23 protein-coding genes and 5 tRNA genes are annotated in these 23,110 nt (G+C 72.1%); 16 read left to right on the top strand and 12 right to left on the bottom strand.

Translation table 11 applies throughout. The annotated features are described in order from the left end of the window. Positions 1–110: 110 nt before the first annotated feature. Together IEY86_RS09190 and IEY86_RS09185 are read right to left on the bottom strand one after the other, a co-directional pair. Positions 111–1,190, bottom strand: a complete 1,080-nt coding sequence (locus tag IEY86_RS09190) for a class I SAM-dependent methyltransferase (protein ID WP_189131042.1) — start codon at positions 1,188–1,190, stop codon at positions 111–113. Between the two features lie 111 nt (positions 1,191–1,301). Then, on the bottom strand, positions 1,302–1,523 hold the full coding sequence (locus IEY86_RS09185) for a hypothetical protein (RefSeq protein ID WP_189131041.1): 222 nt from the start codon (positions 1,521–1,523) through the stop codon (positions 1,302–1,304). Here IEY86_RS09185 and IEY86_RS09180 point away from each other — a divergent pair. Genes IEY86_RS09180 through IEY86_RS09170 form a run of 3 tightly spaced genes read left to right on the top strand, consistent with a single transcriptional unit; the run spans position 1,516 to position 3,964 of the window. Continuing rightward, positions 1,516–1,881: a hypothetical protein gene (locus IEY86_RS09180; RefSeq protein WP_189131040.1), complete on the top strand. Its 366-nt coding sequence runs from the start codon at positions 1,516–1,518 to the stop codon at positions 1,879–1,881. The two genes, IEY86_RS09185 and IEY86_RS09180, sit on opposite strands and share 8 nt — an antisense overlap. Positions 1,882–1,904: 23 nt before the next feature. After that, positions 1,905–2,606 carry a response regulator transcription factor gene (locus tag IEY86_RS09175; RefSeq protein WP_189131039.1) on the top strand — a complete coding sequence of 234 codons (702 nt, stop codon included), beginning with the start codon at positions 1,905–1,907 and terminating at the stop codon, positions 2,604–2,606. Next, entirely contained in the window at positions 2,603–3,964 is a 1,362-nt protein-coding gene (locus IEY86_RS09170) for a sensor histidine kinase (RefSeq protein WP_189131038.1), read from the top strand. The genes IEY86_RS09175 and IEY86_RS09170 overlap by 4 nt, the downstream gene beginning before the upstream one ends. Before the next feature lie 60 nt (positions 3,965–4,024). Here the strand turns inward: IEY86_RS09170 and IEY86_RS09165 are convergent, their stop codons facing one another. From IEY86_RS09165 to IEY86_RS09155, 3 genes are all read right to left on the bottom strand, one after another. Continuing rightward, a complete protein-coding gene (locus tag IEY86_RS09165; RefSeq protein ID WP_189131037.1) occupies positions 4,025–4,828 on the bottom strand; it encodes a CAP domain-containing protein in 804 nt (267 codons plus the stop codon). Between the two features lie 191 nt (positions 4,829–5,019). Then, positions 5,020–6,957, bottom strand: a complete 1,938-nt coding sequence (locus tag IEY86_RS09160) for an APC family permease (RefSeq protein ID WP_229698258.1) — start codon at positions 6,955–6,957, stop codon at positions 5,020–5,022. Positions 6,958–7,064: 107 nt separating this feature from the next. Further along, positions 7,065–7,229: a hypothetical protein gene (locus IEY86_RS09155; RefSeq protein ID WP_189131036.1), complete on the bottom strand. Its 165-nt coding sequence runs from the start codon at positions 7,227–7,229 to the stop codon at positions 7,065–7,067. Positions 7,230–7,369: 140 nt separating this feature from the next. Here IEY86_RS09155 and IEY86_RS09150 point away from each other — a divergent pair, with 140 nt between their 5' ends. Both IEY86_RS09150 and IEY86_RS09145 read left to right on the top strand, forming a co-directional pair. Beyond that, on the top strand, positions 7,370–7,870 hold the full coding sequence (locus IEY86_RS09150; RefSeq protein WP_189131035.1) for a DUF4396 domain-containing protein: 501 nt from the start codon (positions 7,370–7,372) through the stop codon (positions 7,868–7,870). Positions 7,871–7,893: 23 nt separating this feature from the next. Then, positions 7,894–8,373 (top strand): GNAT family N-acetyltransferase, encoded by a 480-nt coding sequence (locus IEY86_RS09145; protein ID WP_229698257.1) that lies wholly within the window; start codon positions 7,894–7,896, stop codon positions 8,371–8,373. A gap of 60 nt (positions 8,374–8,433) precedes the next feature. Here IEY86_RS09145 and IEY86_RS09140 read toward each other — a convergent pair whose 3' ends face one another. The 3 genes from IEY86_RS09140 to IEY86_RS09130 form a co-directional block, all read right to left on the bottom strand. Next, complete coding sequence (locus tag IEY86_RS09140; RefSeq protein ID WP_189131033.1) at positions 8,434–9,171, bottom strand: HAD family hydrolase; 738 nt, start codon at positions 9,169–9,171, stop codon at positions 8,434–8,436. Positions 9,172–9,401: 230 nt separating this feature from the next. Then, on the bottom strand, positions 9,402–11,147 hold the full coding sequence (locus IEY86_RS09135) for a SpoIIE family protein phosphatase (protein WP_189131032.1): 1,746 nt from the start codon (positions 11,145–11,147) through the stop codon (positions 9,402–9,404). 883 nt (positions 11,148–12,030) lie between these two features. After that, positions 12,031–12,103: transfer RNA gene (locus IEY86_RS09130), tRNA-Lys, on the bottom strand. Between the two features lie 64 nt (positions 12,104–12,167). On the opposite strand from IEY86_RS09130, the gene IEY86_RS09125 reads away from it, so the two are divergent. Next, positions 12,168–12,605, top strand: a complete 438-nt coding sequence (locus IEY86_RS09125) for a cupin domain-containing protein (protein ID WP_189131031.1) — start codon at positions 12,168–12,170, stop codon at positions 12,603–12,605. Positions 12,606–12,679: 74 nt separating this feature from the next. On the opposite strand, the gene IEY86_RS09120 is transcribed toward IEY86_RS09125, so the two are convergent. Further along, complete coding sequence (locus IEY86_RS09120) at positions 12,680–14,836, bottom strand: DEAD/DEAH box helicase (RefSeq protein ID WP_189131030.1); 2,157 nt, start codon at positions 14,834–14,836, stop codon at positions 12,680–12,682. Positions 14,837–15,763: 927 nt separating this feature from the next. Here IEY86_RS09120 and IEY86_RS09115 point away from each other — a divergent pair. The 3 genes from IEY86_RS09115 to crcB are packed head-to-tail and all read left to right on the top strand — an operon-like array spanning position 15,764 to position 16,988. Continuing rightward, on the top strand, positions 15,764–16,249 hold the full coding sequence (locus IEY86_RS09115; protein ID WP_189131029.1) for a fluoride efflux transporter FluC: 486 nt from the start codon (positions 15,764–15,766) through the stop codon (positions 16,247–16,249). Beyond that, complete coding sequence (locus tag IEY86_RS09110; protein ID WP_189131028.1) at positions 16,246–16,638, top strand: DUF190 domain-containing protein; 393 nt, start codon at positions 16,246–16,248, stop codon at positions 16,636–16,638. The genes IEY86_RS09115 and IEY86_RS09110 overlap by 4 nt, the downstream gene beginning before the upstream one ends. Next, positions 16,635–16,988 carry a fluoride efflux transporter CrcB gene (crcB, locus tag IEY86_RS09105; RefSeq protein ID WP_189131027.1) on the top strand — a complete coding sequence of 118 codons (354 nt, stop codon included), beginning with the start codon at positions 16,635–16,637 and terminating at the stop codon, positions 16,986–16,988. The genes IEY86_RS09110 and crcB overlap by 4 nt, the downstream gene beginning before the upstream one ends. Before the next feature lie 60 nt (positions 16,989–17,048). On the opposite strand, the gene IEY86_RS09100 is transcribed toward crcB, so the two are convergent. After that, complete coding sequence (locus IEY86_RS09100) at positions 17,049–17,399, bottom strand: metallopeptidase family protein (RefSeq protein ID WP_189131026.1); 351 nt, start codon at positions 17,397–17,399, stop codon at positions 17,049–17,051. A 71-nt stretch (positions 17,400–17,470) separates the two neighbouring features. Between IEY86_RS09100 and IEY86_RS09095 the strand changes: the two genes are divergently transcribed. The 3 genes from IEY86_RS09095 to IEY86_RS09085 all read left to right on the top strand — a co-directional run bounded on the left by IEY86_RS09095 (position 17,471) and on the right by IEY86_RS09085 (position 19,254). Further along, positions 17,471–18,937: a metallophosphoesterase family protein gene (locus IEY86_RS09095; RefSeq protein WP_189131025.1), complete on the top strand. Its 1,467-nt coding sequence runs from the start codon at positions 17,471–17,473 to the stop codon at positions 18,935–18,937. 134 nt (positions 18,938–19,071) lie between these two features. Beyond that, a tRNA-Glu gene (locus IEY86_RS09090) sits at positions 19,072–19,144 on the top strand. 35 nt (positions 19,145–19,179) lie between these two features. Further along, positions 19,180–19,254, top strand: a tRNA-Asp gene (locus IEY86_RS09085). A 151-nt stretch (positions 19,255–19,405) separates the two neighbouring features. Here IEY86_RS09085 and IEY86_RS09080 read toward each other — a convergent pair. After that, a complete protein-coding gene (locus IEY86_RS09080; protein WP_189131024.1) occupies positions 19,406–20,731 on the bottom strand; it encodes an ATP-binding protein in 1,326 nt (441 codons plus the stop codon). Beyond that, on the bottom strand, positions 20,728–21,516 hold the full coding sequence (locus IEY86_RS09075; RefSeq protein ID WP_189131023.1) for a hypothetical protein: 789 nt from the start codon (positions 21,514–21,516) through the stop codon (positions 20,728–20,730). The genes IEY86_RS09080 and IEY86_RS09075 overlap by 4 nt, the downstream gene beginning before the upstream one ends. Positions 21,517–21,687: 171 nt before the next feature. On the opposite strand from IEY86_RS09075, the gene IEY86_RS09070 reads away from it, so the two are divergent. The 4 genes from IEY86_RS09070 to IEY86_RS09055 all read left to right on the top strand — a co-directional run bounded on the left by IEY86_RS09070 (position 21,688) and on the right by IEY86_RS09055 (position 23,064). Further along, positions 21,688–22,350: a hypothetical protein gene (locus IEY86_RS09070; RefSeq protein ID WP_189131022.1), complete on the top strand. Its 663-nt coding sequence runs from the start codon at positions 21,688–21,690 to the stop codon at positions 22,348–22,350. A 2-nt stretch (positions 22,351–22,352) separates the two neighbouring features. Next, positions 22,353–22,805, top strand: a complete 453-nt coding sequence (locus IEY86_RS09065; RefSeq protein ID WP_189131021.1) for a hypothetical protein — start codon at positions 22,353–22,355, stop codon at positions 22,803–22,805. A gap of 88 nt (positions 22,806–22,893) precedes the next feature. Continuing rightward, a tRNA-Phe gene (locus tag IEY86_RS09060) sits at positions 22,894–22,967 on the top strand. Between the two features lie 22 nt (positions 22,968–22,989). Continuing rightward, a tRNA-Asp gene (locus IEY86_RS09055) sits at positions 22,990–23,064 on the top strand. Positions 23,065–23,110 lie beyond the last annotated feature (46 nt).

Raw genomic sequence — 23,110 nt, 5'->3', positions numbered from 1 at the left:
GACACCGGATTTGGAACACGTGTTTAAGGAAGAGGCGTCCGACACCGCCGGCACACGGCGGTCGGTTTCCGCGGCGAGCTCCGCGGCCGGCTCAGCGGCCGGCCCTGCGGTCAGCTCAGCGGTCGATTCTTCCGGGCCACGTAGTACACATTGAGGATGTCGTCCTCGGCCTTCTCGACATCCACGCATCCGAACCCCGCCGCGCGCAGCATCCCCAGCGCCCTCTGCTCGCCCCACACCGTTCCCAGGCCCTCGCCGCCCTCGCTCAGGGAGACCGTCATGCAGTAGAAGACCGAGAAGGTGTAGAGCACCGGGCCCAGCGGGTGGTCGACGTTCTCCTCGAGATTGCTCGACGCCGCGATGTCGCCCATGAGGAACACCCCGTCGTCCCGCAGCGCACGGGAGACGGCCTCGAGCGTCCTCGCGGGCCGCGCCAGGTCGTGGACCACGTCGAACGCGGTGACGAGGTCGTACGTCCCGTCCAGCTCCGCCGAGTCCCCGACGTCGAACGAGACGTTGTCCAGCCCCATCTGCCGGGCCTCCCGGCGGGCCGCCTCGATGCCCTTCTCCGAAATGTCCACCCCGCGGAACCGGCTGCGGGGGAAGGCCCGGCCCAGCACATTGACCGCGTGCCCCTGACCGGTTCCGACGTCCAGGACGTCGATGCCCTCGCGCAGCCGCTCGGTGAGCCCGTGGGCCAGCGGAACGATGGTGTCGACGAGGGCCGCGTCGTAGACACGGGCGGTCTCCTCCGCCTGGAGCTCCTGGAAGCGCGGATAGGCCGAGTACGGCACTCCCCCGCCCTTGCGGAACGCCTCCAGCAGCTGCGGTTCGACATTGCCCATGAGGGCGAGGTCCTGCATCAGACCGGCCAGATTGCCGGGACCGGCGGCTCGGGTCAGGGATGCGGCGTGTTCGGGCGGCAGGCGGTAGGTCCCCGCCGACGGCTCGTACTCGATGAACCGGCCCACCACCATGCCGCCGAGCCATTCACGGACATACCGCTCGTCGAGGCCCGCGGCCTCCGCGATCTCCTCACTGGTGGAGGGCGGCATCTCGGCCATCGTGTCGAACAGGCCGGTCCGGTGGCCGAGGCTGCTCAGCAGGCCCAGGCAGGCGTCGTTGAGCACCTCCACCACCCGGCCCGCGAACTCTTCCTGCTTCGCGGTGTCGAATGTGTGGACTGTCATGCGACTCACCTCACGGCAACCACGCTACGCCCGGGCCGGAAGGTCCCGCGCGCCGTCGAGGGGGCGCGGGGCGCTGTGGAACCGCTCACACCGCGCCGGTGGGAGGCGGCGCTACCAGGAGACCTCTCGGATCGTCGCCTTGCTCTGCGGGATCGTGGTCGCCGTGATCTCCGAGCGGTGCCGGTCGCCGGAGAAGGTCACCGTCAGCTCCTGCGGGCCGGACCGGCCGGTGGTCACCGTGAAGCCGCGGGTCGGCACCGCCGAGACCAGGCACACCCCGCGCTCGCCGAAGCGCACCGACGCCTGACCGCCCTGGGACTGGAACGTGTGCACCCCGGCCCCGCCCTCCCCGCAGTCGACCGCCGAGCCGTCCCCCGAGGGCGGGCGGTGGGTGGCGGTGCTCAGCACCGGTGTGCTCGGCCGCGGCTTCGGGCTCGCCGCACTGGGGGACGGCGAGGGGGACCGTTTCGAGGCCTTGGGACTGGGCTTGGGTTTTTCGGACTTCGCCGACGTCACCGATGCGTCGGGCGACGAGGTGACCACCGCGGGCATGTCACGTGCGACCGGCGGTGTGGGCCGGGTGGAGCCGACCACGAACCGCACGGCGAGGATCACCGCCGTCACGCTCAGAGCGGTGCACGACAGCCATATGACGACGTTGCGCAGGTACCGGGACACGACGCCATACTGACGGACCGGCTACCGTGCCTGCCCATGGCATCCGTACTACTGGTCGAGGACGACCCCGCGATACGCGCCAGGCTCATCGAGGTCCTGACCGCGCACGGGCACGTGGTGCGCAGCTCGTCCCAAGGTTTCGAGGCCCTGCGCGAGGCGACGCAGCGGCCTCCGGACGCCGTCGTGCTCGACCTCGGCCTGCCCGACCTCGACGGGATCGACGTCCTGCGGATGCTGCGCGGCATCTCCCAGGTGCCGGTGCTGGTCGCCACCGCCCGCGACGACGAGGCCGAGGTCATCCGGCTCCTCAACGCGGGCGCCGACGACTACCTCGTGAAGCCTTTCTCGGGCGGCCAGCTCGCCGCCCGCCTCGGCGCCGTGCTGCGCCGCTCCTCCACCGCGGCCCAGCAGGCACCTGCCCCCCAGGCCGCCCCCGAGGCGGTGCGTGTGGGCGGCCTGGTGGTCGACCCGCTGGCCCGCTCCGCCCGCCTGGACGGGCGGGAGCTGCGGCTGACCCGCCTCGAGTTCGACCTGCTCGCCTACCTCGCCGAGCACGCCGACCGGGTCGTTCCCCGCCGCCGCATCCTCGCGGACGTGTGGCGGCAGCCGTACGTGGAGGACCAGACCATCGACGTCCATGTCTCGGCGCTGCGCCGCAAGCTGGGCGAGCGGGCCGCGCAGCCCCGCTACCTGCACACCGTGCGCGGTGTGGGAATCAAGCTGGTGACCCCGAGATGAGACGTGCCCTGGCCGGGGTGGCCCTCGCCGTGACCTCCATGGTGGCGCTGTCCTTCCTCATCCCGCTGGCGCTGCTGGTGCGGTCGGAGGCCAGGTCCCGCGTGACCACGGTGGCCGAGCAGCGGGCCGCCGCCCTGGCCCCCGTCCTCGCCATCACCACCCGCCCCGACGACGTCCAGCAGGCGGTGGCCGGGCTCGACGCGGGCGATCATCTGAGCGTGCACCTGCCCGACGGGCAGCTGATCGGGTCGATCCACGCGCCCGCGAGGGCGCTGAAGCGGGCGGCGCGCGAGCGCGAGACGATGGCCCTGGACACCCCCAGCGGCTGGGTCTACCTCCAGCCGGTGATCCTGGCCAGGGAGCGGGTCGCGGTGGTCGAGGCGTTCGTCCCCCGCGAGGACCTCAACCGCGGGGTGGGGGCCTCCTGGGCGGTGATGTCGGTGCTGGCGCTCGGCCTGGTGGGCGGGTCGGTGCTGGTGGCCGACCGGCTGGGGGCACGGGTCGTACGGGCCTCGCAGGGCCTCTCGCGCGCCTCCCACGCCCTGGGGAAGGGGGATCTGGAGATGCGAGTGGAACCGGGCGGCCCGCCCGAGCTGCACGAGGCGGGGCAGGCGTTCAACGCGATGGCCGACCGGGTGGTGGACCTGCTGGCCATGGAGCGTGAGCTGGTCGCCGACCTCTCCCACCGGCTCAGGACCCCGCTGACCGCGCTCCACCTGGAGTCGGAACGGATCTCCTCCATCGTCCCCGGGCACGACGCGGACCGCCTGGAGGCGGCCATCGCCAGCCTGGACAACGAGATCGACTCGATCATCACCGCCGCCCGCACCCCGCTGTCCGTCACCGCGGACAGCCCGCTGCCGGGCAAACGGTGCGAGGTCTCGGCGCTGGTCGGCGCCCGCGTCGACTTCTGGTCGGTCCTGGCCGCCCAGCAGGGGCGGGAGTGCAGGCTGTCCATGACCACCGAGGCGACCCCGGTACTCCTGCCGGAGGAGGATCTCGCGGCGGTCGTCGACGCCCTGATCGGCAATGTGTTCCGGCACACCCCGCAGGGCAGCGCCCTCGCGGTCTCCGTGGAACGCACGGCCCAGGCGGTGGTGCTCACGGTGGACGACGCCGGGCCGGGGATCAACGACCCGGACCTGGCGCTCGCCCGAGGGGTGAGCGTGGGCGGCTCCACGGGGCTCGGCCTCGACATCGCCCACCGCGCCGCGAGCTCGGGGCAGGGCCGGATGGAGATCGGCCGGGGACCGCTGGGCGGCGCGAGGGTACGGGTGGTGCTCGGGCTCGCCCCCGAGTCGCTCACCCGGCCCAGGCGCGCGGCACGGCGCGAGCGGCGTCGCCGACCTCCCGTCTAGCGACACCGCCCGCGGCATCCGGCCCGCACCGGCCCTCGGGCCGGCGCCTGCGGGGAGCGGTCAGCGACCCTTGCCGAAGTCCTGCGTCCACCAGGGACCGGACGAGGCGGTGTTCACGCCGACGCCTATCTCGCGGAAGTCGCAGTTGAGTATGTTCGCGCGGTGGCCGGAGCTGTGCATCCAGGCGTCCATGACGGCGGCGGCGTCCTTCTGCCCCTGCGCTATGTTCTCGCCGAGCGCGGACCAGGAGTATCCGGCGGCCTCCACTCGGGAGGTCATCGTCGAACCGTCGGGGCCGGTGTGGGACAGGACTCCGGAGCGCGCCATGACATCGGTGTAGTCCTGGGCGGCGCGCGCCAGCTTCGAGTTGAGGGTCACGGGTCTGCAACCGGCGGTGGCCCGCTCCTTGTTGACGAGCTGGACGATCTGGCCCGCGACCCCGCCCGTGCTCGGCGGCTTGGTGCTGCTGTGGGTCGGCCTGGGGGTCGACGGCCTGGGGGTCGTCGGCGTGGGCTTCGGCTTGGGCTTGACCGGCCCCTTCGTGGGGGTCACCGACGCCGTCGGCTTCTTGGTCGGCTTGTGCTTCGGCTTCTTGTGCTTCTTCGCCTTCTTCGGCTGCGCGGACGGGCTCCGGGACGCCGACCGCGCCGCGAAGGTGTCGGTCGTGGGGGCGGAGCCGCCGTTCGGCGCGGCCTTGGACTCGGCCACCGTCGACGAGCCGTGGCCGCCGCCCGTACCGCCGATCGCGACACCGGCGCCGACCAGCGCGCCCACCGCGACCGAGGCCGCGCCCAGCGCCAGCGGCCAGCGCCGACGTGCGCTCTGACGGCTGTGGGAACGGTGTCTGCTCTTGCGGGAACTCATGTTTCGGGCACCTCCGGGCGAAGTGAAGCCCGAGCGCGGCGAGAGGGGTTTGCCGCGCACGGGCAGGTTCGACCCTAGGGGCGCCTCGGAGTCCGACCCCGTTCTTGAACAAGATCTTCAGGAACGCATAAGGATCCGCTCAGGCTGGGCTAACCGCCCCCGCCCCGCTGCGTCGCTCGCACACCCGGCGCTCACATCCGGCTGCGGGCGTGCTGCCGCTCCCGGTCCCTGGCGGACCGCAACTGGTACGGCACGCTCGTCACCGTCACCCCCGGAGTGAAGAGCAGGCGGCCCTTCAGGCGCAGCGCGCTCTGGTTGTGGAGGATCTGCTCCCACCACCGTCCCGGTACGTACTCGGGGATGATGACGTTCACCGTGTCCCGGGGGCTCTCGGTGCGGCGGCTGCCGACGTAGTCCAGCACCGGACGGGTCACCTCCCGGTACGGCGAGTCCAGGATCTTCAGCGGCACCCCCATGTCGTGCGCCTCCCACTGCTCGCGCAGTTCCTCGGTCTCGGCCGGGTCCACGGAGACCGTCAGCGCCTCCACCGTCTGCGCGTGGATCGCGTGGGCGTACCCGACGGCCCGCAGCGTCGGCGCGTGGATCTTGGAGACGAGGATGATGGCGTAGATGCGCGACGGCGGATCGGGCCGGGCGCCGGGGGCGATCCGCAGCTCCTCGGCGACCCGGTCGTAGTGGCCCTGCACCCCCTTCATCGCCATGAAGATCAGCGGCATCGCGATGATGACGATGTAGGCGCCGTGCGTGAACTTGGTGATCAGGACGATCACCAGCACGATCCCCGTCATACAGGCCCCGACCGCGTTGATCGCCTGCGAGTGCCGCATGCGCAGGCGGGCGGACCGGTCGGTGGTGGCGGCCAGTTCCTTGGACCAGTGCCTGACCATCCCCGACTGGGAGAGGGTGAAGGAGATGAAGACGCCGATGATGTAGAGCTGGATGATCGAGGAGACATGCGCCTTGAAGGCGACGATCAGCCCGATCGCGGCCAGCGCCAGCAGGATGACGCCGTTGGAGTAGACGAGCCGGTCCCCGCGGTTGTGCAGCTGCCGGGGCAGGTAGCGGTCGCGGGCCAGGATCGAGGCGAGCAGCGGGAAGCCGTTGAACGCGGTGTTGGCGGCGAGGATCAGCACCCCGGCGGTGGCGGCCTGCACGTAGTAGAAGAGGAAGTGCCAGTTCGCGAATGTCGCCCGCGCGATCTGGGCGAGCGCGGTCGGCATGGAGGTGCCCGGGGGCAGCCCCAGCCGGCGCGGGTCGGTGGCGACATGGACGTGGTAGACCATCGCCAGAACGGTGATGCCGGTGAACATCGTCACCGACAGCAGGCACATGACGGCCAGGGTGGTGGCGGCGTTGCGGCTCTTGGGCTCCTTGAACGCCGGAACGCCGTTGCTGATCGCCTCGACGCCGGTCAGCGCGGTGCAGCCGGAGGCGAACGCCCGCATCGCGAGGAGCACCGTGCCGAGCCCGACGAACGTTCCGCTCGAGTGGATCGGCAGATGGGCGGACTCGGCCCGGATCGTCGCCCCCGTCGCCATCCGCACGGCGGCGAACGCGAACATCACATAGATGCCGAGGACGAAGCCGTAGGTGGGGACGGCGAAGGCCCGGCCGGACTCGCGCACCCCGCGCAGATTCATCAGCGTCAGGAGCACGACGAAGCCGACCGACAGCCCCACCGCGTGGGGGCTCAGCGCGGGCGCCGCCGAAGTGATCGCCGCCACCCCCGCGACGACCGAGACGGCGACGGTGAGCACGTAGTCGACCATGAGGGCGCTGGCCGCGGTGAGGGCGGCATTGGGGCCGAGGTTCTCCGAGCCGACGATGTAGGCCCCGCCGCCGCCCGGATAGGCGTGGCAGGTCTGCCGGTAGGAGGCGACGACCACGATCATCAGGAGCACGATCGCCGCGGCGACGTACCAGGTGAGGTGGAGCAGTGCGGTGCCGCCGAGGGCGAGGATCAGCAGGATCTCCTCCGTGGCGTACGCGACCGAGGAGAGCGGGTCGCTGCAGAACACCGCGAGGGCGATGCGCTTCGGCAGCAGCGTCTCGCCGATCTGCGTCGTGCGCAGGGGGCGGCCGAGGAGAAACTGCTTGGGGAGGCTCACGCCAATGGATACTAAGCAGGCCGAAAGGGCACAACCTGGTATCAGTGGCGTGAATGGCGCGCGCCGCCCCGCTCCGCCTTCCGGGGAGGACGCTCGTACCCGAGCACTCAGTACTCGAAGTCGTCCCCTTCGGCCTGGGAGGTGTCCTGGGCGTGTGCGGTCTGTTCGGAGGTGGAGTCCTCGACCACCGCACTCCGGTCCACCTCGGCGGGGTCCTGAGGAGCCATCTCGCGATTCGCGTCCGCGGCGCGGTCCTGGTTCCGCTGTGTCATGGCTGCCTCCTCGGCGAGGGCCTCTGACTCCAGCCTGCTCCTCGGCGCGCCGGCCGCCAACTCCCGAGGGATCCAGGGAATACCCCCCAGGGGTATATTGCTAGGAAGAGGGCAAGGGCAGGCAACCGGGAGGAAGAGCCATGAACCACCAGCACAACGGTCACCCGCACGCTCATGCGGCCCCGCCCTCCCGTGCTGAGACCTGGAGGACGGCCGCGCAGGCGACGCTGCACTGTCTGACCGGATGCGCGATCGGCGAGGTGCTGGGCATGGTCATCGGGACGGCGGCCGGTCTGCACACCGGCGCCACCGTGGCGCTGTCGATCGCCCTGGCCTTCGTCTTCGGCTACGCGCTGACCATGCGCGGGGTGCTGAGCGCCGGGCTGGACGTCCGGCAGGCGCTGAAGGTGGCGCTGGCGGCGGACACCGTCTCGATCGCCGTGATGGAACTGGTGGACAACACCGTGATGGTCGGTGTGCCGGGCGCCATCGACGCCGGGCTCTCGACGGTGCTGTTCTGGGTGTCCCTGGGGGCGTCGCTGGTCATCGCCTTCGTCGTGACCGTCCCCGTCAACCGCTGGCTCATCGGCCGCGGCCGCGGCCACGCCGTCGCCCACGCGTACCACGGCGGCTCGCGATGAGGCCCGGGGCGCGTGTCGCGCCCATGACCGAGCACCACGCCGACGAGGTTCTCGCGATCTATCAGGCGGGCATCGACGAGGGCGAGGCGACCTTCGAGACCCTGGCCCCGACCTGGTCCGCCTTCGACGCCTCCAGGCTCCCCGACCACCGGTTCGTGGCGCTGGAGGAGGGGACGGGGAACGTTCTGGGGTGGGTGGCGGCGAGTTCGGTGTCCAGCCGCTGTGCCTACGCCGGAGTCGTCGAGCACTCGGTGTACGTCGGCGCCGGTGCCCGTGGCCGGGGCATCGGACGCGCCCTGCTGGACGCCCTCTTCGCGTCGACGGAAGCCGCCGGGATCTGGACGATCCAGTCGGGCGTCTTCCCCGAGAACACCGGCAGCCTCGCCCTCCATCGGGCCGCCGGGTTCCGTGACATCGGGATACGCGAGCGGATCGGCTGCCATCACGGCAGATGGCGCGATGTCCTTCTCATCGAGCGGCGCAGCCGGGTCGTGGGCGTCTGAGCGCAGGCGCCCGCCCCGCGCCGGGCGGGGCAGCAGGATGAGGACGGCCAGGAGCTCCGGTCATGCTCCGGCCCTCCGGGCCAGGTAGGACGGCAGGTCGGCGAAGTGGGCGATCACCGGGATCCGCTCGTCCAGGCCCGGCGGCCGTCCGTCCGGGGCGACGAGGACCGACCGCATCCCGTGAGCCCTCGGCCCGAGGATGTCCTTGTCGGGGGTGTTGCCGACGAAGAGGATCTCCTGCGGCGGGCAGTCGGCGGCCTCGACCACGGCGGCGTAGAAGGCGGGGTTGGGCTTGCGCACGCCCAGTTCGCTGGAGAGCACCAGGGCGTCGAAGCAGTGGCCGATCCCCGCTCTCTCGAGCGTGCGGCGCCGTACCGCCTCCGGGCGCTCGGTGTCCGCCGCCATGACGCACACCAGCCCGGTCTCCCTCATCAGCCGCAGCGCTCGGGCCGCCTCGGGATCCACCTCGGCGTCGGGCAGCGCCGTGAAGACCACCGGCACCGCGCCTTCGGGGTCGGGGACCACCGCGCCGCACTCGCGGGCCGTCCGGCGGATCTCCTCGGCGAACGGTGTGTGCCCGCCGTTGGCCCGGTCCGCCTCCCGTACCCGCTGGTGCACGGTGTCGAAGAGCGGCGCGAAGCCGTCGGGGATCCGCGTGCCGGCCATGCCCTTGAGCGCGGCCGCGACCACCTCACCGGTGGGCCGCGGCCCCGGCCGGGCCAAGGTCCCCCCGAAGTCGAGCGCCAGCGCCCCCACCGTCATCCGCCCATCCCCGTCCGCACCGCCCACTCGCTCCACAGTGCTGGTGTACCGCAGCCGCCCGCCAGACGTCAGCAGGCATGCCGGACCGGACGGCGCCGTTGAAGGCGTCCTGATCGGCAGCGCCCGCGGCCAGGAGCGGCCATTGGCGTTCGCCGACTCACGACCGCGCTGTGCTCGCACGGCCCCGGCGATGGCCCTGCCCGTGTCCGCTCACGCGAACGCCCCCGGACGAGGGGCGAATTCAAGGGGCCGTCGGATGAGGTGGGTCACCGGCCGACGGGGGTGCGCACCGCGATGACGGTCATGTCGTCGCCGGGATCCCCAAGGGCGTTGATCAGCGCGGTGCACATCTCCTCAAGGGGACGGCCGACTTCGGCGGCCGCGCTCCGGCGCAGGCGAGACATGCCGACGTCGATGGACCGGGTGCGCGATTCGACAAGGCCGTCGGTATACAGCAGCACAGTCGCGCCAGGAGGGAGCATGGTCATGTCGGTGGGTCGGGGCTGGCCAGGTGCGACGCCGAGCAACAGCGTGCCGCTGCCCTCCAGCCAGGCGGTCTCGCCGTCGGCTGTCAACAACAACGGCGGAGGGTGGCCGGCGTTGGACCAAGTGAAACGCCAGCGGTGCTGCCCGGCCGGGCGCAGGCGGCTGTAGATGGCCGTGGCCGACTCGGCCACATCCAGGTGCACCATGGCTGCATCCAGGCGCTGCATGATCTCCCCGGGGGTCCTGGCGCGGTCCACCGCCAAAGCCCGCAGCATGTTGCGCAACGCCCCCATGCGGGAAGCTGCTTGCAGGTCGTGCCCAACCACGTCGCCGACGACGACGGCCAGGTCGCCGCCGGGTAGAACAAAGGCGTCGTACCAGTCCCCGCCGATCTCCGCCTCCCGCTGGGCAGGCCGGTAGGAGGCGGCCAACTCCAGATCCTCCACGTTCGGCAGGTCGGTGAGCAGGCTGCGCTGGAGCACCGTGGCGATGCCGGCCTGCTGCCCGTACAGGCGGGCGTTTTCCAGACTCAGGGCGGTCCGCCGAGCGACTTCCTCGGCCAGCACCACCTCGTCGTCGGTGAACGGGCGGGCGGGATCGGTACGCACCAGGGTCATCGCGCCAAGGGCGTCCCCGCGCAGGCGCAACGGCAACAGCAGCACGAAGACCGCTCCCAGGGCCGCGAACTGCTCCCTTTGCGCCTCGTCCATGGCGTCGCGGCCTGGCCCCGCCTCGCCGACGTCGGTGAGCAGCCGAGTGCCGGCGCCGCCCAGTGCCCGAGCCAGCGGGGTTGGCGACGACGGCGCGAACCGCGGCAAGGGGCCGACACCGGCCCGCTCGATTGCGGGTAGGCCGTCGCTCCAGGCGCACGCCATCCGCCGCGCCTGGCCCGGCCCGGTCGCCACATCCAGCGCCGCCCAGTCGGCCAGGCGCGGCACCAGCAGCTTCGCAAGCCGCCCCAACGCCTCCTGCGCGTCCAGCGTGGACACCAGTGCGTCTGTCACCTCCACCAGCCAGAGCACCGCGGCATGCGCGTCCTCAGCCTGTCGGCGGGCTTCCTGTCCGCGCGCGTGCCGCTCGGCCCGCCGTGCCCGCGCCTGATGCCGATGCGTGACGTCCCGCAGGACGACCACCGCTCCGGTGATGCGCCCCATCTGCCGCAACGGCGCACTCGTCCACGCCACAGGCAGGACACCGCCATCCGCACGAACGAGAAGATCCTCATCGCCGGCAGCGAGCCGACCGGTGCGCGCGACCCGCAGCAGCGGACACTGCGACGTCGGCTCCGCCTGCCCGCCCGGACCGCGGAAACAGACGTCCTGATGCAGACCACGGCCGAGCAGTCCGCCCGGCGGGTGGCCCAGCAGCCATTCGGCCTGTGGATTGCAGGCCGCCACCGCGCCGCCGGTATCCACCACGAGCACCCCTGCCCCCATGCTGGCGAACGCAGCCTCCAGCAGCGCGGGATCCGGCGATGCCCCGGCGCGGGCCGGATTCCGCTCGTCGGGGTTGATGCGATCTTGCATCCGCTGATTGTGCGACACGGGCCACCAGGGCACGACACGAGACGCCGCGCCCAGTCCCTCTCTGTGCGCTCTGCCTCCACGAACCGGGACGGGACGTGGAGGAGGCGGCATCCGCCCCGGCGCGATCCTGTCTCAGGCGGCGGGACGATTGACGTCATCGCGAGAGTAGTGGGTTATCGCGGCGTCCGTGCCTGCTTCTCGAACCTCTCTCTTGGCCGACGGAATGAGCCGGGGGTGCGGCGCCCCTAATGGATCCGAACGGGAGTACGGCGAATGAATCGAACGCATTTCGCATGCCGGCACCGTGGCGGACGTCATACTCCGGCAGAAGCTCGCCAAGCCCAGCGGATTCCAGCATCTGTCCTCGGCCAGCAAGGGGAATTAGCAGGTAGAGAGCGCACGCTCTGGGGCGGGAGTGGTGCTTGTGGCATCCCGGAGGCGAAAGCGACCCCGGTGCTTTCGCACCGAGGTCGCCCCTTCCAGGCCGTTGCACGTGAGAGTGCACGACCCGTATTCAACGTTACCGCGAGTCACAGCCCCCGAGGCAGAGCGGGCTCTCGTCGTACCCGGGAACGCCAGGAAGAGGAGAGAAAGCGTTACGTGTGTCGACGACGGCCGTGCGGGGTGTATCGCGGGCCCGTCCGGCGCTCGGCCCGGGGAGCGCCGCGAGCGGCCTGCTGCCCGAGGTCGGCAAAGCCGCGGCCGAAGCCGCCGCGAAGCTTGTCCCGCGTGCCCGTTCGGCATCCGCTTCGGTGGGGGATGCCGGGCATCCCCTCACCCGTCGCTCACGCGATCGGCCCGAGAACGGAACAGCACCCCGGTCAAACGAAGTGACCGGGGTGCCGCGTCGCGGGGCAGGTGCGGTCCGGTGCCGCGTGACCGGTGGGCCGCCAGGGGCTCGAACCCTGAACCTACGGATTAAAAGTCCGCAGCTCTGCCAATTGAGCTAGCGGCCCCGGGTGGCAAGACTACCTGGCCCGCCCTGTACGTCGTCCACGGCATTCCGCGAGGATGACGGGCATGGCAGACACCTCTGAACTGGTCACGCTTCTCGGCCTCGAGCCGCACGTCGAGGGCGGGTGGTTCCGGGAGACGTGGAGGGCGCCCGGTCAGGTCGTGCCCCCGGGGTACACCGGGCCGAGGGCCTTCGCGACCGGGATCTACTTCCTCCTCCACCCCGGCGAGCGCTCGCGCTGGCACCGCGTGCGTTCGGACGAGTTGTGGCTCTGGCACCGGGGCGGCCCCCTGCGGCTGCGCCTCGGCGGCAGCGGGGAAGCTCCGGACGAGGCCCGGGTCAAGGATGTGCTCATGGGGCCGGGGATCGAGCGGCACGAGCGCCCCCAGATGCTCGTACCCGGCGGCGTCTGGCAGTCCGCCGAGCCCGCGGGCGACGAGCCCGTCCTGGTGACCTGCGTCGTAGCCCCCGGCTTCGACCTCGAGGACTTCACCTTGGCGTGAGGCATCCGCCGAATGGGACGGGCCCGTGCGACGCGGATGCGTCGCACGGGCCCGGGGGTCTGCCGTCGGCCGGGTCAGCCGTTGCGCTTCCAGCGGGGCTTGCGCTCCGCGACGCCGGCGCGGCTGCCGCTCGGGCGGTCGTCACGGCGGTCGAAGGAGCGCGGCGCGCGGTCGCGGTCGAAGGAACGGCCGCCACGGTCGTCACGGCGGTCGTGGCCGTGGCCGCGGTTCTCCGGACGGTCGAAGGAACGGCCGCCGCTCGGGCGGTCGTCACGGCGGTCGAAGGAGCGCGGCGCGCGGTCGCGGTCGAACGAGCGGCCGCCGCGGTCGTCACGGCGGTCGCGGCTGTAGCCGCCGGCGGAACGGTCGTCACGGCGGTCACGGCTGTAACCGCCACCGGAACGGTCGTCACGGCGCTCGAAGGAACGGCCGCCACGGTCGTCACGGCGGTCGAACGAACGGGGGGCACGGTCGCGGTCGCGGTCGTTGCGGTCGCGGTCGAAGGAACGGCCGCCGCGGTCGTCACGGCGGTCGCGGCTGTAGCCGCCGGCGGAACGGTCGTCACGGCGGTCACGGCTGTAACCGCCACCGGAACGGTCGTCACGGCGGTCGAAGGAGCGCTCCTCGCGGCGCGGCTGCTCCACCTTCTCGGCGGGTTCGTCGGCCACGGGCACGACCGGCTCGGCGGGCTGGGCCGGGATCGTGACCTCGGCACCGGCGGCCGGGACCTCCTCGCCGCGCTCGCGGGCGGCGCGGGCGGCCAGGCGGTCGGCGTCGCCGCGCAGTTCGTCGGCGCGGCGCTGCACCTTCTCCAGCTGGCGGGTCAGGTCCTGGACCTCGCGCTCGGCCTGCTTGGCGGCGTTGGCCGCCGACTCGGCCTGAACCTCGGTCAGCGAGCGGGCACCGGTGATGGCGGCCAGCTCGCCGTCGAAGGCACCCCCGACGATGTGGCGGGAGGCATCCACGCCCGCGTCCTCGAGGAGGCGGAAGGTGGAGCGGCGCTGGTGCGGCAGGACCAGGGTGACGACGGTGCCGCTCTGGCCCGCGCGAGCGGTGCGGCCCGAGCGGTGCAGGTAGTCCTTGTGGTCGCCGGCCGGGTCCACGTTGAGGACCAGGTCGATGCCGTCGACGTGGATTCCGCGGGCGGCGACGTCGGTGGCGACGAGGACGTTGACGTAACCGTCCTTGAAGTCGGCGAGGGTGCGGGTGCGCGCGCCCTGCGTCATACCGCCGTGGAGCGCGTCGGCGCGCACCCCGGACTCGATGAGCTGCTCGGCGACGCGGTCGGCGCCCATCTGGGTGCGCACGAAGATGATGGTGCGGCCCTTGCGCGCGGCGATCGCCGCGGTCACGGGGGCCTTGTCCTTGGGCTTCACCACCAGCAGGTGGTGGGTCATCGTCGTGACCGCGCCCGCGGACGGGTCGACCTCGTGGGTGACCGGGTTGGACAGGTAGCGCTTCACCAGCGAGTCGATCTCGTTCTCCAGCGTGGCGGAGAACAGCATCCGCTGGCCGCCCGGGGGAACCAGGTCGAGGATCTCGGTGACCTCGGGCAGGAAGCCCATGTCGGCCATCTGGTCGGCCTCGTCGAGGACGGCGATCTCCACCTTGTCGAGCGAGCAGGCGCCGCGGTCGATCAGGTCGCGCAGACGGCCCGGGGTGGCGACGAGGATGTCCACGCCGCGCTCGAGAGCGTAGATCTGACGGGGCATCGAGGTGCCGCCGCAGACGACCTTGAGGTTCAGGCCGAGCACGGAGCCGTAGGGCTCGAGCGCGTCGGAGACCTGCATGGCCAGCTCACGGGTGGGGGTGAGGATGATGCCGCGGGGGCGCTTGGCCTGGGTGCGGCCGCCGTCCGCGAGGCGGGTCAGCAGCGGAAGACCGAAGCTGAGGGTCTTGCCGGAGCCGGTACGGCCGCGGCCGAGGATGTCCTTGCCCGCCAGCGCGTCCGGGATGGTCGCGGACTGGATCGGGAACGGCGTGGTGACGCCGCGCTTGGCGAGGGCGCGCACGATGTCCTCGTGCAGGCCGAGGTCGCCGAAGGTGAGGGTGGGCTCGTCGGCCGGGGCGGTCTCGGAGGCGCCGGTCATCGAGACGGCAGCCTCGGAGGCGTTGGTCTCGGAGACGGCGGTCTCGGAGACGTTGGTCTCGGGAGCGGTGGTCGCGTCGTTGAGCTGCTCGTCCACGTCGTCGATGGGCATGGCGAAGCTGTCAGCGGCGGTTACAGACATGCGAAAGTAGAACCTTCCGGGATGTGGCACGCGCCAGTTCCCGCGGTTCGCATAGACCGCCTCATGCGGTCAGCCACGGAATGATCGGAACGCGCCGTAGGGCGCGTCTCGTTCAGCGCCGGGCAGATGGGATCAAACGATCTATCAGCGTACGCTCCGGGCCCACCGAACAGCAAATCGCATCTTCAGGGCTGTGCGCACACGATCGTCCGAGGAAGCTTAACACGATGGGGTCACCCCCACCGAATCCAAAGGATTCAGGCGGCGGAACCCTCCGGTGGCGTCGAATCCGTCGGTGTGGGGGTCGGGGTGGGCGTGGGAGCCGGCGGAGTCGGGGACGGGGTCGGGGGCGCCGGGGGCTCCGTGGTGGGTTCCGGCCGGGGCTCCGCCGGCAGCGACGGAGGCGGGCCCTTCGGGCCGTCGGGGGCGCTGGGGCCCGGGGTGTGCCCCCGGGGGCGGCCCCCCTTCTCCTCCCGCGGACGGGACGACCGCTCGGGCCGTGAGGACGGGTGGCCACTCGCACCGTGCGTCTCACCGGGCGCCACCGCGCCCTCGTCCCTCTGCGCACCCCGCCCCACACCGGCGCCCGGACGGCCGTCCACCCTCGGGACGGCGGAGGCCCCCGGTCCCGGACGCCCGACCTCGTCGCCCACGCTCATGCATCCCCCGCACAGGACCAGGACGGCCGCGGGGAGCAAAGTGAGCGCGCTGCGCCGGGCTGCCACTGTCCTCGACATGCACTGAACAACGCCGCCGCTCCCCGCAGGACACGGATCCCGCCGACCGGATCGAAAGCCGCGGCCCGTCGAGAGCGACCGAGCGGAAGCGACCCAGCGGAAGCCACCCAGCGGAAGCGACCCAGCGGAAGCCACCCAGCAAAAAGAGCCGCGCTCCGCCCGGCACCAACGAGGTGATAGGAGTCTGTCCATGGCTGCGGCAAGACCAGGACATCCCTCCCAGTGGCCCGTACTCGCCGCGGTGGCGCTCGGCGGTGTGCTCGGGACGCTCGCCCGCTACGGCGCCACCGAGGTCCTGCCCACGCGCCCCGGCCACTACCCGTGGACGGTCTTCGGCATCAACGCCCTCGGCTGCCTGCTGATCGGCGTGCTGATGGCAGCGGTCAACGAGGGCCCGCCCCCGCACCGCCTGGTCCGCCCCTTCCTCGGCATCGGCGTCCTCGGCGGCTTCACCACCTTCTCCGCCTACATGGCCGACATCCGGGCCCTCCTCGCAGAAGGCGCAGCCGCCACCGCCGCCTTCTACTGCCTCGGCAGCGTCCTCGCGGGCCTCGCCGGGGTCTGGCTGGGGACGGCGGCGACCCGGGCGCTGCTGCGCAGAGCGGCGCGCGGGGGAAACGCCACGCCGGACGATCGGGAAGACCAGGAAGAACTGCCCGAAGGAGCCCAGCCGTGAAGGAACACCACCGCGGTCGCCGCGTCACCGTCTTCGTCAGCGAGCAGGCGACCTGGCACCACCGCCCGCTCTACGCGGAGATCGTCCACCGGGCGCACCGGGCCCGGCTCGCCGGGGCCACGGTGCTGCGCGGCTTCGAGGGGTTCGGCGCCTCCCACCGCGTGCACACCAGCCGCATCCTCAGCCTCAGTGGCGGGCTGCCCGTCGCGGTGCTCATCGTGGACACGGCCGAGGCGATCGACGCGTTCCTGCCGCAGCTCGACGAGATCCTGGAGCGCGGCACGATCACCATCGACGACGTGGACGTCATCCACTACACACCCGGCGGCCACGACGCACCCGGCCGCCGTACCCCCGGTGGTCCGGCGTCCGGCGGCGAGGGCTCGTGAACGTCCTTCTCGTCGCCCTCGGCGCGGCCGTGGGGGCGCCGCTGCGCTATCTGACCGACCGCTGGGTGAGCGCCCGGACCGCGTCGGGATTCCCCTGGGGGACGTTCACGGTCAACATCGTGGGGTCGCTCGTCCTCGGCGTGGTGCTGCGGGCGGGTTCGCCCGATCTGCGGCTCCTGATCGGCACGGGGCTGTGCGGAGCGCTGACGACGTTCAGCACCTTCGGCTACGAGACGCTGCGGCTGATCGAGTCGGGCGCCAACGGGCAGGCGGCGGCCAACGTCGGCGTGAGCCTGGCCGTGGGCCTGGGCGCGGCGGCTGCGGGCTGGGCCCTCGGCTCCGCGCTCTGAGGGCTGCGGTCCTCCCCCGGCGGCGCCGCCCCCGTGGCAAGGCCGAGCCGACCGCCCCGCTCACCCGTACCCGAGCGCGTGCAGCCTCTCGTCGTCGATGCCGAAGTGGTGCGCGATCTCGTGGACGACGGTGATCTCGGTCTCCTCGATCGCCTCCTCGCGGGTGGCGCACATGCGCAGCGTGGGGTTGCGGTAGATGGTGATGCGGTCCGGAAGCACCCCCGCGTACCACTCGCCGCGCTCGGTCAGGGGGGTCCCCTCGTACAGTCCGAGCAGCTCGGGGTCCTCGGGGGCCGGCTCGTCCTCGACGAACACCGCCACGTTGTCCATGAGCCGTGTCAGCTCAGGGGGGATGCGGTCGAGGGCCTCCCCGACCAGCTCTTCGAACTCTTCCCGCGTCATCTCCAGCACAGCGCCATTCTGCGGGACCGAGGGCCCCGACACACCCGCATAACCGCCCTGCGGCTGGGCATGGGTCGGCAATGGCGCCAGTGCGACTCGGACCCGAGGTCCAACTCGAACCGGACCAGCCACCGTTGCGCCGTGCCCTGGTCCTCGCGGCCGTCACCCTTGTCGGGGCGTGGCTCGGCCTCGTCGTGGTCGGCGCGGTGCACGCGCCCGTGGGCCCGGTGGATACGCGGATGTCGCTGCACCCGTCGTTCAGCGGGGGCACCGACGTCAACGTTCCCCCGCTGGGCGCCCTGGAGTTGGACACCCATCACGCGCCCGTCCGCCTCGACGTGGATGTGCGGCGGCTCGACCCCGTGCGAGCCGGCGCCATCGTCAACCACCCCGAACGCCTCGAGGGTCTGGACGAGGAAGTGGCGGGGGACGTCCGGGGCAACGCGGTGAACCTGGCGGTCCGCTCCTCGGCCGCCGTCGTCGCCGGGGCCACCGCCGTCGGCCTGGTCGTCTACCGCAGGCCCCGCCGGGCGATGGCCGCGGGCGCTCTCGCCCTGGCCCTGCTCACGGCCAGCGGGGTGACCGCCTGGGCCACCTGGAATCCGAAATCGGTGCTTGAGCCGCGCTACTCGGGGCTGCTCAGCAGCGCCCCCTCGGTGGTGGGCAACGCCCGCAGCATCGCCACGAACTTCGACGTCTACCGGCAGGAGCTCGCCCGGCTGGTCACGAATGTCACCAAGCTCTACGACACGACCTCGTCCCTGCCCGCCTACACCCCGGACCCGACGACCCTGCGGGTGCTCCATGTGTCCGACATCCACCTCAACCCCACGGCCTGGAACCTGATCCGGTCGATAGTGGCCGACTACAAGGTGGACGTGATCATCGACACCGGCGACACGATGGATCACGGGACGGCGGCCGAGAACAAGTTCACCGAGGCCGTCCCCGACCTGGGCGCGCCCTATGTATGGGTGCGCGGCAACCACGACTCCATGTCCACCCAGGAGGCCATGGCGACCCGCAAGGGCGCGCACGTGGTGGACAACGGGGACGTGGTGAGCGTCGCCGGGCTGAGGATCGCGGGGATCGGCGACCCGCAGTTCACCCCCGACCGGTCGGTACGGGCGGAGGGGGACCCGGCGGAACGGGGCGCCGGGCGCCGGCTCGCGGACGCCATCCGGACCAGGGACGGCCGGGTCGATGTGGCGATCACGCACAACCCGGTGGCGGCCGAGGAGACCGATGGCGTGGTGCCCCTCGCCCTCGCCGGGCACACCCACCAGCGGGACACGACCGTCCTGCGCCGGGGCACCCGGCTGTTCGTACAGGGCACTACGGGCGGTGGGGGCCTGCGGGCGGTGGAGAGCGACGAGCCGCAGAAGGTGCAGACATCCGTGCTCTACATGGACCGGGACACCCACCGGCTCCAGGCCTGGGACGACATCACGCTCGGCGGCCTGGGGCTGGCCAAGGCGGAGATCACCCGGCACCTGCCGAAGGAGAACGAGAAGGCGGCGATGCCCCGCTCGGAAGGGCAGCCGTGAGCCCCCTGGTGAGCCCCCTCCCCGGTGCCCTTCCGGGGCGCGGCCGGGCCTGGGCAAACCCGTTTTGGCGAAACCCCCGGCATCCCATATGCTTCTCACGTCCCCGGCGGCAACAAACGCCAGGAAGGCCACCAGCCCTCATCGTCTAGTGGCCCAGGACGCCGCCCTTTCAAGGCGGTAGCACGGGTTCGAATCCCGTTGGGGGCACGTACCATCCTGTTCAGGCGTTAGCGCCTGCGCCAGGTCCTGTGGAGCAGTTTGGAGTGCTCGCCACCCTGTCAAGGTGGAGGCCGCGGGTTCAAATCCCGTCAGGACCGCAGTCGAGTGAGCCTCGGGCCAGTGGCCCGGGGCTCGCTGCGTTCCCGCGGTTCTCCATGAGCCCCTTACGTCTCGTCCCTCCGTGAGCCCCCACGCCTCGACTGTCCACGTCTCGACTGTCCACGTCTCGTCCCGCTACGCCTCGTCCCGCTACGTCTCGCCTCTCCAGGTCTCGTCGTTCCCGACCTCGTCCGCGAGGCCGGGAACCGATCTCAGGACGAGCGTGGTCACGGCGCCGCCGTCGGGGGCGTTGGAGAAGTGCAGATCCGCGTTGAGGACCTGCGCCTGGCCGACGGCTATGGTCAGGCCCAGGCCGTGGCCCTTCTTGCCCGAGGCCGTGGACTCGGTACGGAACCGCTGCGGTCCGTGGTCCAGAAGATCGTCCGGGTAGCCGTCACCGTGGTCGCGCACGCTGATGAGGGACCCGTGCACGGTCACGACGACCGGTGGGCTGCCGTGCCGGTGGGCGTTGGCGATGAGATTGCCGATGATCCTGTCGAGGCGGCGCCGGTCGGTCTCCAGCACCGCGTCCTCCACCACGTGCACCTCGGCGTCGAGGCCCGTACTGAAGACGGCCTGCGAGACCAGCGGGCCGAGGCGGTGCATGTCGAGGTTCGCCTGCTCCACACGTGCGTCGAGGCGGGAGATCTCCAGCAGGTCCTCGGTGAGACGGCGCAGGGCCTGGACGCGGTCGCGGACCAGCTCGGTGGGACGGCCGGGGGGCAGGAGCTCGGCGGCGGCGTGCAGACCGGTGAGCGGGGTGCGCAGCTCATGGGCGACGTCGGCGGTGAAGCGCTGCTCGGTCTTGATCCGGCTCTGGAGCGCGGAGGCCATGGAGTTCAGGGCGTGGGCGACGGCGGTCACCTCGTCGTGCGCCCGTTCGGGGCGCGACGAGGTGCACCCCTTGCCGACCCGGGCGTCCAGGTCACCGGCGCTTATCCGGCGGGCGACCTGAGCGGTGTCGTGGAGCCTGCGGCTGATGCGGGAGGCGGCGAACAGACCGGCGAGTGCGGTGATGCCCACGGCCAGGACGGCGGAGCCCGCGATGGCCCGGTCCAGGCTGGAGATGGCCTTCTCGGACTGGGCGTAGTCGACGCGGACAGCGAGCGCCTTGCCGTCCGCGGGGCCCGCCGCCCACATCGTGGACCGGCCCTTGTAATGGCCGAGCATCGTGCCGCGCCCTCCGTGCAGGGCGACGCTGCGCAGGCTCGACGGCAGGTCCGGCGGGTCCACGCCCGCGTAGGACTCGAGCGGGTCGCCGAACGAGTAGTTGTCGGCGGCGCTGTCGAGCCTGGCCAGGGCCTCCTTGCGCGCGAAGTCGGCGTTCTGGCGGGCGGCGGAGTTGTGCACCAGCAGGCTGAGCACGACGGCGACCAGGCAGGCGACACCGGCGATGGTCACGGCGAACTTCCAGTAGAGGGTCGCCGTGAAGGAGGGAATGCGGGGCCGCAGCCGGCCGTGGCGGTGCTTGGTCATCGTGGCGCCGCCGAGGGCAGGACGGGGGGGACCGTGGTTTCGGTGCGAGGGGCCTTGGTGGGGCCCGGGGCGGCGTTCGGCGAGGTGGGCGCCTTGCGCGAGGGGGTGGGGGCGGGCTTGACCTCCAGCAGGAGGTTGCCGAGGTAGACCATGCCCTTGTTCCAGCCGTCCCAGCCGTAGAAGGTGGCGTTCTCGAAGCCCGCCGCCTGGTCGGGTGAGCGCATGGTCAGTTGCTGGTCGGAGACCTCGACCGCAGAGGAGACGTCCACGGTGGACAGGATCCGCACCACCTTCTTGTTCCGGAGGGCGTAGGCGCGCACCGAAAGATAACCCGCGTCCATGTCGATGGCGACGATCAGATCGGCCTTCCCGTCCCCGGTCAGGTCGTGGTAGGCGGGGGTGCGGACCGGGCAGTCCTCGGGGCAGTCCCGCACCCGCTGCCGCGTCTGGTCGTCGAGGGCGTCGGAGCCGGTGACGTTCTGCGTGTCCGCGACGTCCCTCTGCACGATCCTGAGGGCGTTGGCGTCGCGGATGTCGTCCGAGGGCACCTCGGGGACACCGTTCACGCGTGAGGGCCGGTTCGCCGGAGCGTCGCCGGGCGGAGGCGGAGGCGGCGAGGGGGTGTGGTCGGGCCAGAGCCTGACGGGGGCGGAGGCGCCGGGGGTCGGCCCGGAGCTGCGCAGCTCGCCGGGGGCTCCGCAGCCCGCCAGTACGGCGGCGACCGCCGCGGTGACGAGCAATGCACAGGCCGCCCGGGCTCGCCGGGGGGCGGACATGGTGGACAACGGCGGCATGATCCCCAGTAAACCGTCCCGGGGAGCGGATGGGGGCGTGGTGCCGAAGCACGGACGACGGGCGGCTGCTGTCGTTCTGTTACATAACCTAGCGAGCACTGCAATACCCGACATTTAACGTTGTCGTGAAGGGCCGCCGGCCGACCACGATCAGGAGAACGGATGCCCAACGGGAAGAGCAGGAGCAGGCGCGCGCCGCGTGCCGCCGTGGCGGTGGTGGCGCTCGGAGCGGCCGTTGTCCTGCCCACGACCGCCCGGGCCGACCACGGGGGCGGCGCCGCGGTGGAGGGCGCGGTGGTGGGCGCGGTGGGCAAGAGCGCCGCCGAGAAGTCGGTGCCGATCAGCGGCGGCAAGATCGACCTGACGAACGGGAGGGGCGGACCGAGAGCCGTAGTGAAGTCCGCCACACGCGGCACCCTCGGCGTGTTCGACCGTCACCACCGATCGGGCAGGACGGCCGGCCTCCGTCTGAGGATCACCGACCTCGGCGGCCCGAGCCCCCGCCTGGTAGTGAGCACCGCCGCCCGGGCGCCCCGTACCTACGCCTTCCCGGAGGCATCCCCGAACACGCCGGCCAGGACGGCCGACAGGACCGCCGCCAAGGCAGCGGCAACGCGCCCGGACACGGCGTCGGCCGACAGGGGCGGGACGGTCGGCAGGGCCGGGACGGTCGGCAGGGCCGTACACACGGCAGCGGGGGCGGCCGCTGCCGAGGCGGCTCCCGGCGCCGCGCCGCCGCTCGGCCGGGGCGTCGGCCATGGCCTCCGAACCGGCGTCAAATCCGAGGGCGTGGCCGTGGGCCGTACGTCTCGGGGGAGGTGGTGATCTTGGCTCCCACCTCCTGCACCCCTGCCCCCTCCCCCGTCCCTTCCCCCAGTGGCGGGGCGCCGTGGTGGCGCTTCCTCGGGCCCGCGCTGCGGGCCGCCGGTGCCGGGGCGTTCATCGGGGTGCTCTTCGTCGCCGCCATCGCCACCGAGGGGGTCAACAGCCGCCCGGGCACCACCGACGGGACGACCGCGCTCGTGCTGGCCGGGGTGGCGGCGCTGCTGGCGTGGCCCGCCCTTCAGGTGGCCGGGGTGCGCCTGGCGGGCGCGACCGCCCTCCTGGCGCCATGGACCGTCCTCGCGCTCGGCTGGCTCGCCCAGGAGGCCACCGGGGCCCGTCACCGCCCCGCGCTCGCCTTCGTGGTGCTGCCCGCCGTCGGCTACGCGGCCGCAGCCGCGCTCGCCGTCGCCCTGTGCCCTCGAGGCACCGCTCTCCCGCCCCGGAACGGCCGTTAGACCGGCCCGCGCCGACGGCACATATGCGTTCGGAGGCACTCCACCCCATCCGGTATGCTCTTTCCCAGTGCCCGGGCGACCGGGCATCGGCCAGGTAGCTCAGTTGGTACGAGCGTCCGCCTGAAAAGCGGAAGGTCGCCGGTTCGACCCCGGCCCTGGCCACTGCGCGGCTCGCGCAACACCAGGTCCTGTGGAGCAGTTTGGAGTGCTCGCCACCCTGTCAAGGTGGAGGCCGCGGGTTCAAATCCCGTCAGGACCGCAGTGATTCGGCCCGGATTCCCTTGGGGATCCGGGCCGTTCGTCGT

The sequence above is a fragment of the Wenjunlia tyrosinilytica genome (genome assembly GCF_014646055.1).
Lineage (GTDB): Bacteria > Actinomycetota > Actinomycetes > Streptomycetales > Streptomycetaceae > Wenjunlia > Wenjunlia tyrosinilytica.
This window is presented reverse-complemented; position numbering and strand designations above follow the sequence as displayed.

Coding starts and splice junctions, on each gene's coding strand:
- IEY86_RS09155 (WP_189131036.1), bottom strand. CDS start 7,229: ATGACACAGCGGAACCAGGACCGCGCCGCGGACGCGAATCGCGAGATG.
- IEY86_RS09135 (WP_189131032.1), bottom strand. CDS start 11,147: ATGCAAGATCGCATCAACCCCGACGAGCGGAATCCGGCCCGCGCCGGG.
- IEY86_RS09080 (WP_189131024.1), bottom strand. CDS start 20,731: ATGACCAAGCACCGCCACGGCCGGCTGCGGCCCCGCATTCCCTCCTTC.
- IEY86_RS09095 (WP_189131025.1), top strand. CDS start 17,471: ATGGCGCCAGTGCGACTCGGACCCGAGGTCCAACTCGAACCGGACCAG.
- IEY86_RS09190 (WP_189131042.1), bottom strand. CDS start 1,190: ATGACAGTCCACACATTCGACACCGCGAAGCAGGAAGAGTTCGCGGGC.
- IEY86_RS09145 (WP_229698257.1), top strand. CDS start 7,894: ATGACCGAGCACCACGCCGACGAGGTTCTCGCGATCTATCAGGCGGGC.
- IEY86_RS09120 (WP_189131030.1), bottom strand. CDS start 14,836: ATGTCTGTAACCGCCGCTGACAGCTTCGCCATGCCCATCGACGACGTG.
- IEY86_RS09175 (WP_189131039.1), top strand. CDS start 1,905: ATGGCATCCGTACTACTGGTCGAGGACGACCCCGCGATACGCGCCAGG.
- IEY86_RS09165 (WP_189131037.1), bottom strand. CDS start 4,828: ATGAGTTCCCGCAAGAGCAGACACCGTTCCCACAGCCGTCAGAGCGCA.
- IEY86_RS09125 (WP_189131031.1), top strand. CDS start 12,168: ATGGCAGACACCTCTGAACTGGTCACGCTTCTCGGCCTCGAGCCGCAC.
- IEY86_RS09070 (WP_189131022.1), top strand. CDS start 21,688: ATGCCCAACGGGAAGAGCAGGAGCAGGCGCGCGCCGCGTGCCGCCGTG.
- IEY86_RS09150 (WP_189131035.1), top strand. CDS start 7,370: ATGAACCACCAGCACAACGGTCACCCGCACGCTCATGCGGCCCCGCCC.
- IEY86_RS09115 (WP_189131029.1), top strand. CDS start 15,764: ATGGCTGCGGCAAGACCAGGACATCCCTCCCAGTGGCCCGTACTCGCC.
- IEY86_RS09170 (WP_189131038.1), top strand. CDS start 2,603: ATGAGACGTGCCCTGGCCGGGGTGGCCCTCGCCGTGACCTCCATGGTG.